Below are 14,672 nucleotides of genomic sequence, written 5' to 3' on the forward strand. Positions count from 1 at the left end.
GGCGGTCGGACTCAAGGTCCCACTTCCCTCTCCCCCCACCGGTGGAAAGGGCCCAGCTCGGACAGCTCAACGGCGCGGCGGGCGCGCCGGTTCAGCGTATTTTTTGTGGATTGCGGGCGCGACGCGGCGCAAAAGGAAGAAGGCGCCGGAAAAGGGAGGAGGGCCCGATCGGGAAACATCCGATCCAGGAAGAACCTGCCCAACTGGGCAAGGCCGATACGTGCCAGGCGTGCGCCGGCCGCATCGTGATACCAACAAGACCATCAACTTTCGCACAAGGATCCTTTATGTCCGGGACAAGGGAAACTGGCTGACAAAGTGTTGCGTGGTCATTCTGCGGACATTGCGCTGCGATCCGCTTGCCGGCGCTGGCACGTTACGTGCTGGGGCGCGGCGTTTCGGGACAGCTTAAGTAGCGGCGACGCTTAGCGCAAGCTTTTCTCGATGGTGTCAATCGCCCGCATGGCAGCATTTTTCACGCCTTGCAGCGAAACCTTGGCGCATGCGTGTCCAGATTGGTGGTCGCAAATATGCGAATTTTCGCAGCATGCTTTGCGCGCAACCCAAACCAGGCGCAATCACGCTTTACGCCAATACAGGGTAATTATTTCCAGAAGCGGAAAATTGGCACTAATTGAAACTTCGCGATGACGGGGGTGCGGCGGCCGCTGCGCGCGGCCGCCAGCGACGTTCAGCTGCGGGGACAAATCTTGCGCACGACTTCCAGCAGATCGTCCAGCGACACGGGCTTGCTGATGTGCGCCGAGAAGCCGGCGCTGACGGCTTCTCGCATGTCTTCCTTGGCGCCAAACCCGGTAAGCGCGATGGACGGCAGATCGACGCCGTCCTCCCGCTCGCGGATGGCCCGCATCAGCGCATAGCCGTCCATGTCGGGCATGCCGATGTCCGACAACAGCAGATCGAACGGGGACTGATCCAGCCGTTCCAAGGCCTCGCGGCCGCTGGAGACGGCCGTCACGATGGCCCCTTCGAGATCCAGCAGTTCGCGCATGACCTGCAGGACGTCCTCGGAATCGTCGACCAGCAGCACATTCAACCCGTCGAGCGGCATGTCGCCATTGGTTTGGGGCGCGTCCTGTTCTTCGCGCGCCCCGGCCAAGTCCAGCCACACCGTGAACCGCGCACCCGTGCCCAGGCCGTCCGAGTGCACCTCGATCGTGCCCCCATGGGCGCCAACGAGTTCGCTGACGACCGCCAATCCGATACCCAGCCCGGGGCTGGTGCCGGCCTTCTGACGCACGTCACCCTGGCTGAACATGTCGAAGACCCGGCCGACAAACATCGGGTCGATGCCCTGGCCCGTATCGGCCACGTCCAGCCTCAACCGGTTGTCTTGAACGGCGAGCTTGAGCGCGACCCGCCCTCCTTCCGGTGTGAACTTGATCCCGTTGTTCAGCAGATTCCAGATCACCTGCTCGATGCGTACGGGGTCGGCATCCAGGTAGATCGCCAGGGCGGGATCGAAGTCCGCGCGCAGGTCGACGCCCGCGGCGGCGGCGGCGGGCCTGAGCACATCGAGGATATTTTTCGCGATGGCCGCGACGTCGATGATCGATTTGTTCAGCGCCAGCTTTCCGGTGCGCACGCGCGACAGGTCCAGCAGGTCGTCGATGATGCGGGCCTGGCCCCTGACCGACCGCTGGATCAGATCGATGGCACGCGCTGCCGGCGCCAGGTTGCGCACGGCTGGCGCGCGCGCCAGCAGCTCGGCATTGAGCTGAATCAGATTGAGCGGGTGCTTGAGTTCGTGCGACACGACCGCGAAGAATTCGTCCTTGAGCATGCTGTCGGCACGCGCGCGATCCAGCCGCGATTCCTGCTCGGCATCGCGCAGCTTCAGTTCCGTCACGTCGCGCACGATCTTCGCGAACCCTTGGTAGACCGGGTCGTCCATGCGGTTCACGCCCCCGGTGCAGTACACCAGGCTGCCATCCTTGCGCTTGTGCCACCGCTCGTCCGGCGCGTAACCGATCTGCCGGGCACGATCGAGTTCGTATTCCGGCCGGCCGGCGGCAATGTCCTCGTCGGTGAAGATGATGGATATCGACTTGCCTTCGGCTTCGGCGCTGGTGTATCCGAACATCAGCTCGGCGCCGATGTTCCAGTTGGTGATGATGCCCTGGTTATCCAGCGTCATGATGCCGAAGTCGCGGGCGCTTTCCGTCATCAGCTTCAGGTGGGCTTCGCCCAGACGAACCCGGTCTTCCGCCTTGCGCCGGTCGGTGATGTCGATGAACGTCAGGACCGCGCCTTCGATGCGGTGTTCGGCACTGCGGTAGGGCAGCAGCCGCGCCAGATACCAACGGTCGGTGGCGCTGCGCACCTCGCGTTCAAGCGGCCGCAGCGATTCGAACACGCCCGCGGCATCCTTGGCCAGGTCTGGATACTCAAGCCGATGCGTGATGTCCAGCACCGAACGGCCGGCGTCGCTGGGAATCACATTGAAGATATCGGAGGCGCGCGGCGTGAACCACTGAATGCGCATCATGCGGTCCACGAACACCGTGGCGATGTCGGTGGACGCGATCAGGTTCTGCAGGTCGTCATTGATCTTGGCGGTTTCGTCGACCTTGGTCTTGAGTTCCGCATTGACGGTAATAAGCTCTTCGTTGACGGACTGCAGTTCTTCCTTGCCGGTTTCCAGCTCTTCGGTGGTCGAACGCAGCTCTTCGTTGATGGCCTGCAGTTCCTCGTTGGAGGCCTTCAGTTCCTCCGTCGAGGTCTCGGCCTGCTCGATGGTGGCCTGCAACTGATCCTTGGTGCGCTGCAGCTCTGCCTCCAGCTGCGTCAGCACGGCGGCAGAGCCGCTCGTCGGACCCTGGCTGCCATCGGCGCTCATGACGTCTTCGACTTCATCGAACAGCACCAGCATGTAGTCGCTGGCGGACTCCTCGTGCCGGAACGGCCGCACCACCATGTTGATGTAGGCCTGGCGGTCGCCAAAGGTCATCTTGACCCGCCGCGCCTCAACGCTCTTGCGCGAGTGCAGCGCCTGGAACATTGCCGTGCGCAGCTCGGTGCGAAGTTCGGGATGCACAGACGCCGGGAGATTCCGGGATGGCTCGCCGCCCGGATGGCGCAGGAAACGGCCTGCGCGGTCCGAGATATGCACGATGTCGCTGTTGGCATCGACGATGACGCTGGGTGGCGCGTACATTTCAAGCGCGCGCTGGTGCACCGCGGCGTACGACACCTTGGTCTCACGCACCGGCGCGGTGGAGGCGTGGATGGGCCGCACGTGACTGAAACCGCCGTCCGTCAGTTCGGGCATGGCGCTCAGCTGCGCCGGGGTCTCGCGCGCGGCGTAGATGCGATAGCGCTTGTCCACCACCTGGAACAGCTGCGGGCATGCATCGGCCGATTCGGAGCTGCCCAGAAAAAGGAAGCCGCCCGGCTTCAACGCAAAATGGAACATGCGCAGCACATCGCGTTGCACCTCGCGATCCAGGTAGATCAGCAGATTGCGGCAGCTGACCAGATCCAGCCGCGAAAAAGGCGGGTCGCGCAGGATGTTGTGCACGGCAAACAGAACACGCTCGCGCACGTCTTTCTTGATGCGGTATTCGTCGTCCTTGCGGCTGAAGAAGCTTTGCAGCATCGCCTCGGGCACATCGGCCTTGATCGCCATGGGATATGCCGCCGCCCGGCCCACCGTCAGCGCCGTTTCGTCAATGTCGGTGGCAAAGATCTGGATCCTGGGCGGCTGAGGCATCGCCGCAGCCCGCGCGCTCATCAACATGGCGAGCGAATACGCCTCTTCACCCGTCGAACAACCCGCCACCCATGCGCGCAACGCGGAATCCGGCGCATGGCTGAGTGCCTTGAACAGCTTGGGCAGCACAAATTCATCCAGATTGGCGAAGGCGTCCCGGTCACGGAAGAACTGCGTCACGCCGATCAGCATGTCGGACAGCAGCTTGGGGGTTTCGTCGCTGCGTTCCTGAAGCAGCTTTCCGTAGTCCGCCAGGGTGGCGGTGCCCGTGATCTGCATGCGGCGCTCGATCCGGCGCAGCACCGTCGCTTTCTTGTAGTGACGAAAGTCGTGCGCAGTGCGGGCGCGCAGCAAGGCAAGGATCTCGCGCAACGTGTTGCGATCGTGCTTGGACTCATCCGCCGCCTGCTCGGCGTCGGCCGCGCCCGCGGCTTCCTCCTCGGTCAGCGGCGGCAGGTGGATGCTGCCCATGTTCTCCGCGATTTTCCTGAGGCGATCCGGCATGATCGACACCGGCAGCACGATGTCCACCGCGCCGGTTGCGATCGCGCTTCGCGGCATGGTGTCGTGCTCGGCGTCCTGGGGCGACTGCGCGAACGTCACGCCGCCCTGTTCCTTGATACGGGCAAGGCCGACCGACCCGTCCGATCCGCCGCCGGACAGAACGATGCCGACCGCTCGCGTCGTGTGCACGTCGGCCAACGTCCGGAAAAACGTGTCGATGGCGATGTGGCGGCCTTCCGGTCTAGCCGTGGCGGCGGTCACGCGCAGATACCCGTCGTTCATCGCCAGCGTCGCGCCCGGCGGGACGACATAGATGTGATCACGCTGGATCGGGACCGGCTTGGTGACCTGCGCGACCGGGATGACGGTGCTGGACTGCAAAATCCTGTCAAGGACGCTTTCGTGATCCGCGGACAGGTGCACCACCACGACGAAGGCCATGCCGGGCTTGGCCGGCATATGCGAAAAAAATGTTTTAAGCGCGTCGATCCCCCCGGCTGAGGCGCCCAGGCCGACCACAGGAAAGCTGAGGTCACTACGGACGACGCCGGGCTTGTTGTTTGGAACGGACGGCGAATCGGACATTTTTTGCCTGGGGTGACGGGCTGAAGGGTATCGGCAATGATACAGGTCGCGAAAAGCGCGGCGGCTTCACGTCACGATGCGGGCCCCGGAGGCAGCGCACGCTTGTGCGCGGTGGCGTTGAACTGGCGCTCGATCACCGCCACGGCGTCCGGCGCAATCGCCTCCCCTTCCAGGTATCCATCGATCTGGGCATACGTGACCCCGTACGCGTCCTCATCCGGGCGCAACGGCCGCAACGATTCCAGGTCGGCCGTGGGCACCTTCATCACCAGACGCTCCGGCGCCCCCAACTGCGTTCCCAACGCCCGCACCCGCCGCTTGGTCAGTCCACGAAGCGGCAGCACGTCCGCCGCGCCGTCACCATGCTTCGTGAAGAACCCCATCAACGCCTCGGCCGCCTGGTCCGTGCCGATGACCAGGCAATCCAGCGCGCCGGCTATTGCGTACTGCGCGATCATGCGCTGCCGCGCCTTGATGTTGCCTGCGCCGAAGTCCTCGGCCGCCTCGTCCGCGTAGGCAAGGCCCGCTGCGCGAAGCGCCTCGCGCTGCGCGTCCACCGCCGGCTTGATGTCGATGCGCATCCGGCGGTCGGGCGCGATGAAGTCCAGCGCCTGCGCCGCATCTTCCTCGTCGCGCTGCTCGCCATAGGGAAGGCGTACCGCGATAAACGTGGCCGGCCTGCCTTGGGATCGCACACGTTCGACGGCAAGCTGCGCCATTCGCGCGGCCACCGTGGAGTCCACCCCGCCGCTGATGCCCAGCACATACCCCGCGCGCCCCGAGCGGATCAGGTAGTCGGCCAGGAATGCGATCCGCGTTTCCCGTTCTGCCGCCGCGTCAAAGTCCTTGGTGACGCCCAGTTCGCGCGCAATGACGTCTTGCGCCCGCAAGGACGAGTTCTCGGATTGCATATTCACTCCTTTCGGCTTCTGGCGGGTCCTCGCAGCAAACCGCGTGCCCAGCGGTCTGCCCGCCCTTGGGCTGCGGCCGCTCGGGCACACAACTTGCTCGCCTTGGCCGGGGATTGCGTTTTGCTTGAAGGAGGCGCCGCAATGGACCCGGATTGGTCGACGATGTTTTCGTTTTCCGTGGCCCCGCTGGAAATCTTCATCCGCGGGACAATCGTTTATTGGTTCATCTTCCTGCTGCTCCGGCTTGCGGGGCGACGCGATGTCGGTTCGCTGGGCGTGGCCGACATGCTGGTGCTGGTGCTAATTGCAGATGCCGCGCAAAATGCGATGGCCGGTGAATACAAGTCCATCCTGGATGGGATGGTGCTGATTTCCACGATCCTCGGCTGGACGGTGCTGGTTGACCGCGTCAGTTATTTTTGCAAGCCGCTGGGCCGCCTGCTGGAGTCGGATCGCGTGTGTCTGGTGCGGGACGGCGTGATCGCCAAACGGGCGCTCCGGCGTGAATACCTGACCGAAGATGAGCTCATGAGCCAGCTTCGGCTCAAAGGGGTGCTTGAGCTGTCCGAGGTGCGACGGGCGTACATCGAACCGGATGGCGACATCAGCGTCATCAAACGTCGGACGCACAACCGGTTTCGCAGGGCATAGCGCCGGTCCCGTGGACCGCCCGGCGCTCAAGGCATGGTATGCGCGTCCTCGGTCAGAACCTGCATCAGGGCTTCAACGGAATAAGGCTTCTGCATCACCGGAAAGCCCAGCGCCCGAGGCCCCGCCATCGCCTCGCTGTAACCGCTGGCCAGCACGATCCGGATGCCGGGCCAGCGCTCCCGGATGCGATAGGCCAGATCCATGCCGTTCATGCCGGGCAGCACCAGGTCAAGAATGGCCAGGTCGAACCCGCCGTCGCGCTGTTCCAGTTCCTTCAGGGCCTTTTCGGCGTCAACGGTCCAGGTGAGCCGTTGTCCCAGCTCCCCCAACCACGCAGAAACGACCTCGCCGACCATGCGGTTGTCTTCCACCAACAGCACCTCGCGGCGTACGGGCACGTTGGCCATCTCACCGGAGACGGGCGATTCGGCCGTGGCGCCCGGCGCCTTCGCGGCCGGCAGGTAAAGCGTGAACGTCGTGCCCGTGCCTACCGTGCTGTCGACGGTCACGTCGCCGCCCGATTGCCGGACAAAGCCTTGCACCTGGCTTAGCCCCAGGCCGGAGTTTTCATGCTGGCCCTTGGTCGTGAAGAAGGGTTCGAAGACATGCGCCAGCACCTCCGGCTCGATCCCGGCGCCGGAATCCTGCACCGACAGCGCCACCTGCGGCCCATTGAGCCTCGCCAAGCCGCCCAGCGTCGCGGTGTCGGGCACGATCTGGGCCGATATCTTCAATTGGCCGCCCGAGGGCATCGCGTCGCGCGCGTTGATGACCAGGTTGAGCAGCGCCGACTCAAGCTGGGTGGGATCGGCGAAGATCGTACAGTCGCCCGGCCCGAACTCGTAGCTGACCGCCACGGACGACCCCACCGTGGTTTCGAAGAGCGGCCGCATCGAAGCCAGGCTATCGCGCACGTCGAACGCGTGCGGCTGCAGCGGCTGGCGCTTGGCGTAGGCAAGCAGCTGCCGGGTAAGCTGGGCCGCTTTTTCCGTCGTGTCGATGATGATGCCCACATAACGCATCAGCGAAGCAGGCAGGTCGGGATAGCGCTTGATGAATTCCGCGGAGAACCGGATCGCCGTCAGGAAATTGTTGAAGTCATGCGCCACGCCCCCCGTCAGCCGGCCAATGGCCTCGTTGCGCTGGGCATGGTGCATCGAATCGCGGGCTTCCTGGAGCTGCTCGTGCCGCTCTTTCTGCTCGGTGATGTCGCGCGTGATCTTCGCGAAGCCCACCAGTTCGCCGCGATCGTCAACGACCGGGTCGATCACCACGCTGCACCAGAACCTGCTGCCGTCCTTGCGCACACGCCAGCCCTCGGCCTCGAAGCGCCCCTCGCGCCGTGCCGTCTCCAGGGCGCGCCCCGGCACGCCGGCATTCCGGTCCTCCGGCGTGTAAAAAACGGAGAAGTGCTGCCCGATGATCTCGTCCGCGCCATAGCCCTTGAAACGTTCAGCGCCCGGATTCCAGCTGCTGACGCGGCCATTGGCGTCCAAAAGGTAGATGGCGTAATCCCGTACTGCCCCTACCAGCAGACGATAGCGATCCTCGGACGGAAAATCCGGTAAAGAAGTCATGCAATGTCCCCACCTGCGTGTCTATTCATGCTCAAGCCCCCGTCAGCAAACGGCGTGCCATCCCGAAAACTCTGTTACAGCCGCCGCCCGGCAGGCACAAAATTTGCTGTAACAGCGATCAGTGGGCGGCCCATCCCTGGCGCCGTCCGGGCATAGAGGGCCTTAGCAATGCAACCCATTCGTAAAGCTGTATTTCCCGTCGCGGGCCTCGGCACGCGGTTTCTTCCCGCCACCAAGGCCATGCCCAAGGAGATGCTTCCCATCGTCGACCGGCCGCTAATCCAGTATGCCGTCGAGGAAGCGGTCGCCGCGGGCATCACTGAACTGATTTTCGTCACCGGCCGAAACAAGCGCGCCATCGAGGATCATTTCGACCGCGTGCCAGAACTGGAATACGACCTGGAAGCGAAAAACAAGAACGCCCTGCTGGAAACCGTCCGCAACGTCATACCGGACAACGTCAAATGCGTGTACACCCGCCAGCCGGCTGCCCTGGGGCTGGGCCATGCGGTGCTCTGCGCGGCGCCCATTGTAGGCAACGAACCGTTTGCCGTGCTGCTGGCGGACGACATGATAGACGCGGATGCCCCCGTCATCGGCGAAATGGCGAAGGTAGCCCGGGAGTTCGACGGCAGCGTCCTGGCGATCCAGCAGGTGCCCAAAGCCAACACCCACCAGTACGGGATCGTCTCCGGCAGCCGCAAGGCACACGGCGTGATGAGCCTGACGGGCATCGTGGAAAAGCCCAAGCCCGAGGATGCGCCGACCGACCTGGCGGTCGTCGGGCGCTACATCCTGGAGCCCGAAATTTTCGCGCTGCTGGAGAGCACCCAGGCGGGCGTGGGTGGAGAAATCCAGCTGACCGACGGCATCGCCGCCCTGCTCAAGGCCCGAAACGTCTTCGGCTTCGAATACGAGGGCGTGCGCTACGACTGCGGCAGCAAGGAAGGCTTCTATCGTGCCACGATGGAAATTGGACGCAAGTATCACAACCTGGGTTGACCGCGCGGGCACGCGCTCCCATCTTTACAAAGGAACCTACCCCATGACCGATTCGAAAGCCGCCCCACCGCCCAATCCGCCGCCGTCGCCTCACGTGGATCGCGCAGAGACCGGCTACACGGGTCAACCGACCGAGGACGGTCCGCCCACGGGGGACGTCAATCAGAACCCCGACACCAATTCGGGGTATCCCGCCGGCGGGTCCCAGGCGCCTGCGGGCAAGGATCCGTACGGACGCCCCAAGAAATCCGAGTCCTGACCATAACTGACCGCCCTGCCCAGGAGACCACCGCGCATAGGCGCTGCGGTTTCTTGGGCCATCGCGACGCCATCTTCCTTCCGTTTCCGGCCGACGCAGACGCCTGATCTGCGCACAGTTAGCCAAAGTTCAGATGTTTCCTCTTTACGCCCAATTTCTTAAACGCGCCGCCGCCTATCGCGACGCGATCGGACAGGACAATGTCCGCCTTCCCCTGCAAACCATTACCGCCGTGCTGCTGGCCTATGGCTGGATGCGGTGGCAGCAGATGCCGGATCTGGCATGGGGCGCCTTTTCCGCGCTATTTGTGGTGCGGGCCACGGTGGAGGGCACGGTCGGCGAAGCAGCCGCGCGCATCCTGGGCGCAATGATCGGGGTGGCGCTGGGCATTGCCCTCGTGCCACTTGCCGCCGTCACCGGCCTGCCGGCGCCGTGGAGCATCGTCGTCGGCGTAGGCGCCGCCGCTTGCCTGACGTTACGCTGGCCCTCCTTGAACTACAGTCTCGTCACGGCGACCATCCTGACCGTGACCCCGGACGCCGACCTCGTTGCAGGCGCCGTCAACAAGACACTTGCGATCGTCGTGGGCTCGGCCGCCGGCATCCTGGCCGCCTTTGCGGTGCTGCCGCTATCGGCCCGTCACAGCATGCGGTACAACCTTGCCGCCTCGTTGCAGCTGTACGGGGAATTGCTGGTCGAATGGGCCGCCGCCCTGAACGAAGGCCGAGAACGCCCGCGGCCGCGCGACAAGCCCGCACTGGAACGCGCGCACTGGCGGGCGATCGACATGGCGCGCCAGTCCCGATCGCTGCCCATCGACTTTGTGGGCCGCGACACCCAGGCGCAGCGGCTGCAGGATCGGATCGAGGAACTATGGCTTACCGTCCCGCTGATGGAGCGCGTGGGCGGCGTGCAAGTTACCGAGAACGTCTCACGCCGTCTGGGCCCTGCCCTGCATGCCGTTGCGCAGGCGGCGCAACGGCAGATCGACGGCCTGGCGCGCGCCATTCGTGACCGGGGCGCCGACGCACCCCTGTGCTGCACCAGCCAACAATTTGCTCAGCTGGACGCCGTGGTGCAGGAAGCCGCCAGCGGCGGCGGCTTCACGTGTGACGAACGGGTGGCGGTGGATCTGATCCGCTGGTCCTGGCACGAGGTCACGCGGGAATTGGATGCCCTGTGCGACACCGTGGAACCTGGCGCGCAACAGACCCCATCCCAGGCCGGGGCCTGAAGCGCGCCACGCGTCATGGCGTGAGCACCACCTTGATGCACCGATCCTCCTTGTCGCGGAAGGTCTTGTACATATCCGGTCCGGCCTCAAGCTTTGCGCGGTGCGTGATGACAAACGACGGATCGATCCTGCCCTGCACAATCAGGTCGAGCAGTTCGTCCGTCCAGCGCCGCACATGGGTCTGGCCCATGCGCCACGTCAGTCCCTTGTTCATCGACGCGCCAAACGGAATCTTGTCGATCATTCCCCCGTACACGCCGGGGACCGACAGGATGCCGGCGGGCCGGCACACATACATCATCTCGCGCAGCACGTGCGGCCGGTCGGTTTCGGCGCCCACGGCCTGCTTCACGCGGTCGTAAAGGTGCTCCATCGAGCTGCTGGCCTGCGACTCCATGCCGACCGCGTCGATGCATTTCTCGGGGCCCTTGCCGTGGGTCAGTTCCTTTAGCCGCTCCACCACATCCTCGTCCTGGAAGTTGATCGTGACCGCGCCGCAATCGCGCGCCATCTTCAGCCGCTCCGGCACGGATTCGATGCAGATCACCTGGCGCGCGCCCAACAGGATCGCGCTCTGGATCGCCATCTGGCCCACGGGTCCGCCGCCCCACACGGCGACGGTGTCGGTCGGTTCGATGTCGCACTGCTTGGCCGCCTGCCACCCGGTGGGCAGGATGTCCCCGAGGAAAAGAACCTGTTCATCCGACAGCGCGTCGGGCACCTGCACATGCGTCGAATCGGCAAACGGCACGCGCACGTATTCCGCCTGGCCGCCGGCATAGCCGCCGGTCAGATGGGTGTAGCCGAACAGCCCCGCCGTCGTATGCCCGAACATCTTGGCCGCCTGGTCCGCGTTGCGGTTCGTGCGCTCGCAGACCGAAAAGTTGCCCTTCTTGCATTGGTCGCATTCGCCGCAGGTGATGGTGAACGGAATCACAACCCGGTCCCCCACCTTCAGGTTCTGCGCCTGCGCGCCGACGTCCACGACCTCACCCATGAACTCGTGACCCATCACGTCCCCCGACTTCATGCCGGGCATGAACCCATCGAACAGATGCAGGTCCGACCCGCATATCGCGCACGCGCTCACCTTGATGATCGCGTCGCGCGGATGCTCCAGGATCGGATCGGGCACCGTGTCGTAGCGGATGTCGTGTTTGCCGTGCCAGCAAAGTGCTTTCATTGGAATCTCCTTTGACGTGACCGCAACACGCGATCGGGCCTGGCGCAGCAACTGCCATGCCGTCGCCGATCCACACCCCGGCAGCCGCCCCTGCGCCGACCAACTCCGTGCGGATCTTCGCCTTGGCGCAGATGGGAACAGGACATGCGGACCGCGCCGCCGACGGCGCGCTTGCGATGCCATTCAAGGAAAACGCCATGGAACTCGTCCGCACACCTGTTGACCCTGCCGCCCCTCGCCGTCTGCGGCGCGCCAGCTTTCTGCTGGGTTTCGCCATGGGCGGCTTCTTTGACGGCATCCTGCTGCATCAGATCTTGCAATGGCACCACCTGCTATCGAACGTGCAGGTTGGACCGCTGGGGTCGCTGGGCGCCCAGGTCGCCGCTGATGGCGTCTTTCACGCCATCATGTACGTCATCGCCGCCGCCGGGCTCATGGAGTTGTTTCGCGCCCGGTCAGCCGCGTCGCCGGGCGCGCCGATCCGCCCGCGCTGGGGCCACTTCTGGATCGGCTTCGGCTCCTGGCACATCATCGATGCGCTGCTCTCGCACTGGATCACCGGCATTCATCGAATCAAGATGGATGCGGAACAGCCGCTGATCTGGGACATCGCCTGGTTTGTCGTATTCGGCCTGGCGCCGCTGCTGGCCGGCTGGAAGACCCGCAATCATCGCCGTCCGCCGCCCACCGGCCGCAACGGCAAAACGCTCGTCGGCCTGCTCGCGGCAGCAGTGCTGGCGGGCGGGATGCTGAACCTCTTTCCCTTGCGTGCCGACGCGGACACCACGGTGGTCGCGCTGCGCCCGGGCGCGTCCCCCGCCGCGATGTTCCAGGCGCTGGCCGCAACCGATGCCCGCATCGTCTGGTCGGATCCGCAAGGATCCGTCTGGGTCATGACCGCCGTCCCCACCGCGCAAAAACTGCGCCTATTTGGGGCCGGCGCGATGTACGTCAGCGGGTCGGTTGCGCCGGCGGGGTGTTCGGCATGGCTGAAGGCCGGAGCCTCGAGCTGACGCGTCCGGTTGACCCAGTCGGCCGGTCAGCAATGCCCGCCCATTGCCATCAGCGGCGCGCGCGCAATAGCCAGCACGCCGCCCCGCCGATCACCACCGCGGCCGCCACAAGCGACGGGCTGGGCTGGTTCATGGCGACCTTCGTATACACGCTGCGGCGGCCTGCCTGCTGCTCCGCGGGATGCGACCCGCCGCCTTCGTAGAGCGAATCCGATCCGCCCCCAGCTGGCGTGCCGCCGCGTTGCTGGCGAAACAGCCACCCGGCCATGCGATCGGCCAGGGACGGCATGTTCTGGCCCAACGTCGAGATGGCGCGCGACGCGCTTCCGACATACAGGTCGCGAGCCGGATGCTCGGCCGCGTGCAAGATGGCGTCGGCGACCGCTTCGGGCGCATACACCGGCGGCGGCAGCGTCGGCTGCACGTCCATGTAATTGCGCGCATGCGACGTAAAGCCGGTGGCAATCGACGCGGGCTTGATAAGCGTGACGGAAACCGGAGCGCCTTCTTCGCGCAATTCCATGCGCAGCGCATCGGTAAAGCCCTTGACCGCATGTTTGGCTGCGGAATAAGCACCCTGCAACGGCACGGCGCGATCCGACACTTCACTGCCCACGTTGATCAGGGCGCCCCCGGATTTTTTCAGGTGCCGCACCGCCACCATCGATCCGTAGACCACGCCCCAGTAATCCGTGTCGAACAGTTTTCGCTGATCTTCCAGCGGCACCGATTCGAGCTTTCCGAAGATCGACACGCCCGCATTGTTGACCCACGTATCGACGCGGCCATAGCTCTGGGTCGCGCGCTCCAGGATGCGATCGTGATCGTCCTGCACGCCCACGTCAGCGGCCACGCTGATGGCGGACCCGCCGCCGCGCACAATGTCGTCCAGCACGGCCTTCAGCGCCTCTTCCTGGCGTGCGACCAGCACGACCTTGGCGCCGCGCTCGGCGGCCATCCTGGCCGTTGCGGCGCCAATGCCGCTGCTCGCGCCCGTGATGACCATCACCTGGTCGCGTAGCGGTTTAAGTTTGAGTTTCATTGAGTGCTCCCGGTTGGCAACGCGAGATTCGCGCTGGCGGCAGGGCCAGCAATCTCCATTCCTGGTTCGCGCCGTATATGCGGCGCCGTCAGCCCCAGCCGGGCGCCGTTGCTCCCGAGCGCGCCACGCCAGCGATCCCAGCGCCATCCCCAGCCCGAACGCCCCATACACCAGCGCAAGCGCCCACGTACCAAGCCGGTGCTCGAAACCGGGCGTCAGGCGTTGGGGCGTCGCCCGGTAATCCACCAGGCACGCGATTGCCGCCGCGGTCAATCCGGCCACGACGCCCGGTCCCGGCCGATACGTGGCGGGCATCGCCTGCGTGGCGCGCGCATGCAGCACGCCCCAGAACACCGCCGCCGTATGGTGGATTGCATAGCCGGTGGCGGTATGCCGCCAGCTGGGCGCATCAGCATGCAGCGCCGGGCTTCCCCACACCCAGTGGCTTGTCGAATTCGTCGGTGCAGTCCAACTTGCGGCCTGCCTGCGTCCCGCGGCAGCCAGGACAAGTGTTGAAAGCACGCTGGCGGCAGAGCCGCTGACCGCGCCCTCGCGCAAAGCGGTGAGCCATGGGTTCATGAGCATTCCTTGTCCAGGTGAATGGGAACGCAGCTTGCGGCCCCGTGCAATGAAAGGCGGCGCGCGAGCGCGTCCGCCAGGGAGATTTGGCTTGAAGATCTTGTTGACAGGCGCCAATGGCTTCATAGGCAGCCGCCTCGTTCGTGCCTTGCTGGCCGAGGGACACACACTGGTCTGCCCCGTGCGCCGCCCACCGTCAGGGCACAACGCGCCCGACGCAACTTTCGTACCCATGGATTTCAGCGGGGCGCTGTCGGAAGACGCCTGGATGCCGCTGCTGAAAAACGTGGACGCCGTCATCAACACCGTGGGCCTCTTTCGCGAACGGCGCGCGGGCGACTTCGCCGCGGTGCACGTGCGCGCTCCGCAGGCGCTGTTTCACGCCGCCCGGCGGCAGGG

Annotated in this window: 11 protein-coding genes; 6 read left to right on the forward strand and 5 right to left on the reverse strand. The window is 65.0% G+C overall.

What is annotated here, in order from left to right; translation table 11 throughout:
• Positions 1 to 691: 691 nt before the first annotated feature.
• Together KVT32_RS16365 and nadE are read right to left on the reverse strand one after the other, a co-directional pair.
• Entirely contained in the window at positions 692 to 4,822 is a 4,131-nt protein-coding gene (locus KVT32_RS16365) for a CheR family methyltransferase (RefSeq protein WP_217618515.1), read from the reverse strand.
• Positions 4,823 to 4,893: 71 nt separating this feature from the next.
• Positions 4,894 to 5,733, reverse strand: coding sequence for an ammonia-dependent NAD(+) synthetase (gene nadE / locus KVT32_RS16370; RefSeq protein ID WP_217618516.1), 840 nt, complete (start codon positions 5,731 to 5,733; stop codon positions 4,894 to 4,896).
• Positions 5,734 to 5,874: 141 nt separating this feature from the next.
• Here nadE and KVT32_RS16375 point away from each other — a divergent pair, with 141 nt between their 5' ends.
• Entirely contained in the window at positions 5,875 to 6,384 is a 510-nt protein-coding gene (locus KVT32_RS16375; RefSeq protein ID WP_217618517.1) for a DUF421 domain-containing protein, read from the forward strand.
• Positions 6,385 to 6,410: 26 nt separating this feature from the next.
• Here KVT32_RS16375 and KVT32_RS16380 read toward each other — a convergent pair whose 3' ends face one another.
• Positions 6,411 to 7,961 carry a PAS domain-containing sensor histidine kinase gene (locus tag KVT32_RS16380; RefSeq protein ID WP_217618518.1) on the reverse strand — a complete coding sequence of 517 codons (1,551 nt, stop codon included), beginning with the start codon at positions 7,959 to 7,961 and terminating at the stop codon, positions 6,411 to 6,413.
• A 168-nt stretch (positions 7,962 to 8,129) separates the two neighbouring features.
• On the opposite strand from KVT32_RS16380, the gene galU reads away from it, so the two are divergent.
• The 3 genes from galU (at position 8,130) to KVT32_RS16395 (ending at position 10,456) form a co-directional block, all read left to right on the forward strand.
• Positions 8,130 to 8,963: a UTP--glucose-1-phosphate uridylyltransferase GalU gene (gene galU / locus KVT32_RS16385; RefSeq protein WP_056323333.1), complete on the forward strand. Its 834-nt coding sequence runs from the start codon at positions 8,130 to 8,132 to the stop codon at positions 8,961 to 8,963.
• A gap of 43 nt (positions 8,964 to 9,006) precedes the next feature.
• Positions 9,007 to 9,222 (forward strand): hypothetical protein, encoded by a 216-nt coding sequence (locus KVT32_RS16390; RefSeq protein WP_056323330.1) that lies wholly within the window; start codon positions 9,007 to 9,009, stop codon positions 9,220 to 9,222.
• A gap of 133 nt (positions 9,223 to 9,355) precedes the next feature.
• Positions 9,356 to 10,456 carry an aromatic acid exporter family protein gene (locus tag KVT32_RS16395; protein ID WP_254636896.1) on the forward strand — a complete coding sequence of 367 codons (1,101 nt, stop codon included), beginning with the start codon at positions 9,356 to 9,358 and terminating at the stop codon, positions 10,454 to 10,456.
• A gap of 13 nt (positions 10,457 to 10,469) precedes the next feature.
• Here KVT32_RS16395 and KVT32_RS16400 read toward each other — a convergent pair whose 3' ends face one another.
• Positions 10,470 to 11,639: a zinc-dependent alcohol dehydrogenase gene (locus tag KVT32_RS16400; protein WP_217618519.1), complete on the reverse strand. Its 1,170-nt coding sequence runs from the start codon at positions 11,637 to 11,639 to the stop codon at positions 10,470 to 10,472.
• Between the two features lie 56 nt (positions 11,640 to 11,695).
• Between KVT32_RS16400 and KVT32_RS16405 the strand changes: the two genes are divergently transcribed.
• Positions 11,696 to 12,652: a DUF2243 domain-containing protein gene (locus tag KVT32_RS16405; RefSeq protein ID WP_254636897.1), complete on the forward strand. Its 957-nt coding sequence runs from the start codon at positions 11,696 to 11,698 to the stop codon at positions 12,650 to 12,652.
• Positions 12,653 to 12,701: 49 nt separating this feature from the next.
• On the opposite strand, the gene KVT32_RS32620 is transcribed toward KVT32_RS16405, so the two are convergent.
• Positions 12,702 to 14,273, reverse strand: a complete 1,572-nt coding sequence (locus KVT32_RS32620; RefSeq protein WP_371825592.1) for an SDR family oxidoreductase — start codon at positions 14,271 to 14,273, stop codon at positions 12,702 to 12,704.
• Positions 14,274 to 14,364: 91 nt separating this feature from the next.
• Between KVT32_RS32620 and KVT32_RS16415 the strand changes: the two genes are divergently transcribed.
• A partial coding sequence (locus tag KVT32_RS16415) for an NAD-dependent epimerase/dehydratase family protein (protein ID WP_217618520.1) occupies positions 14,365 to 14,672 on the forward strand: 308 nt, incomplete at its 3' end.

Source organism: Achromobacter sp. GbtcB20, from assembly GCF_019091095.1.
Classification (GTDB): domain Bacteria; phylum Pseudomonadota; class Gammaproteobacteria; order Burkholderiales; family Burkholderiaceae_B; genus Achromobacter; species Achromobacter mucicolens.

Bases quoted from the DNA above. Each gene is read 5' to 3' on its own strand.
- KVT32_RS16400 (WP_217618519.1), bottom strand. From the start codon at position 11,639: ATGAAAGCACTTTGCTGGCACGGCAAACACGACATCCGCTACGACACG.
- KVT32_RS16375 (WP_217618517.1), top strand. From the start codon at position 5,875: ATGGACCCGGATTGGTCGACGATGTTTTCGTTTTCCGTGGCCCCGCTG.
- galU (WP_056323333.1), top strand. From the start codon at position 8,130: ATGCAACCCATTCGTAAAGCTGTATTTCCCGTCGCGGGCCTCGGCACG.
- KVT32_RS16395 (WP_254636896.1), top strand. From the start codon at position 9,356: ATGTTTCCTCTTTACGCCCAATTTCTTAAACGCGCCGCCGCCTATCGC.
- KVT32_RS32620 (WP_371825592.1), bottom strand. From the start codon at position 14,273: ATGAACCCATGGCTCACCGCTTTGCGCGAGGGCGCGGTCAGCGGCTCT.
- KVT32_RS16380 (WP_217618518.1), bottom strand. From the start codon at position 7,961: ATGACTTCTTTACCGGATTTTCCGTCCGAGGATCGCTATCGTCTGCTG.
- KVT32_RS16390 (WP_056323330.1), top strand. From the start codon at position 9,007: ATGACCGATTCGAAAGCCGCCCCACCGCCCAATCCGCCGCCGTCGCCT.
- KVT32_RS16365 (WP_217618515.1), bottom strand. From the start codon at position 4,822: ATGTCCGATTCGCCGTCCGTTCCAAACAACAAGCCCGGCGTCGTCCGT.
- KVT32_RS16405 (WP_254636897.1), top strand. From the start codon at position 11,696: ATGCCGTCGCCGATCCACACCCCGGCAGCCGCCCCTGCGCCGACCAAC.
- nadE (WP_217618516.1), bottom strand. From the start codon at position 5,733: ATGCAATCCGAGAACTCGTCCTTGCGGGCGCAAGACGTCATTGCGCGC.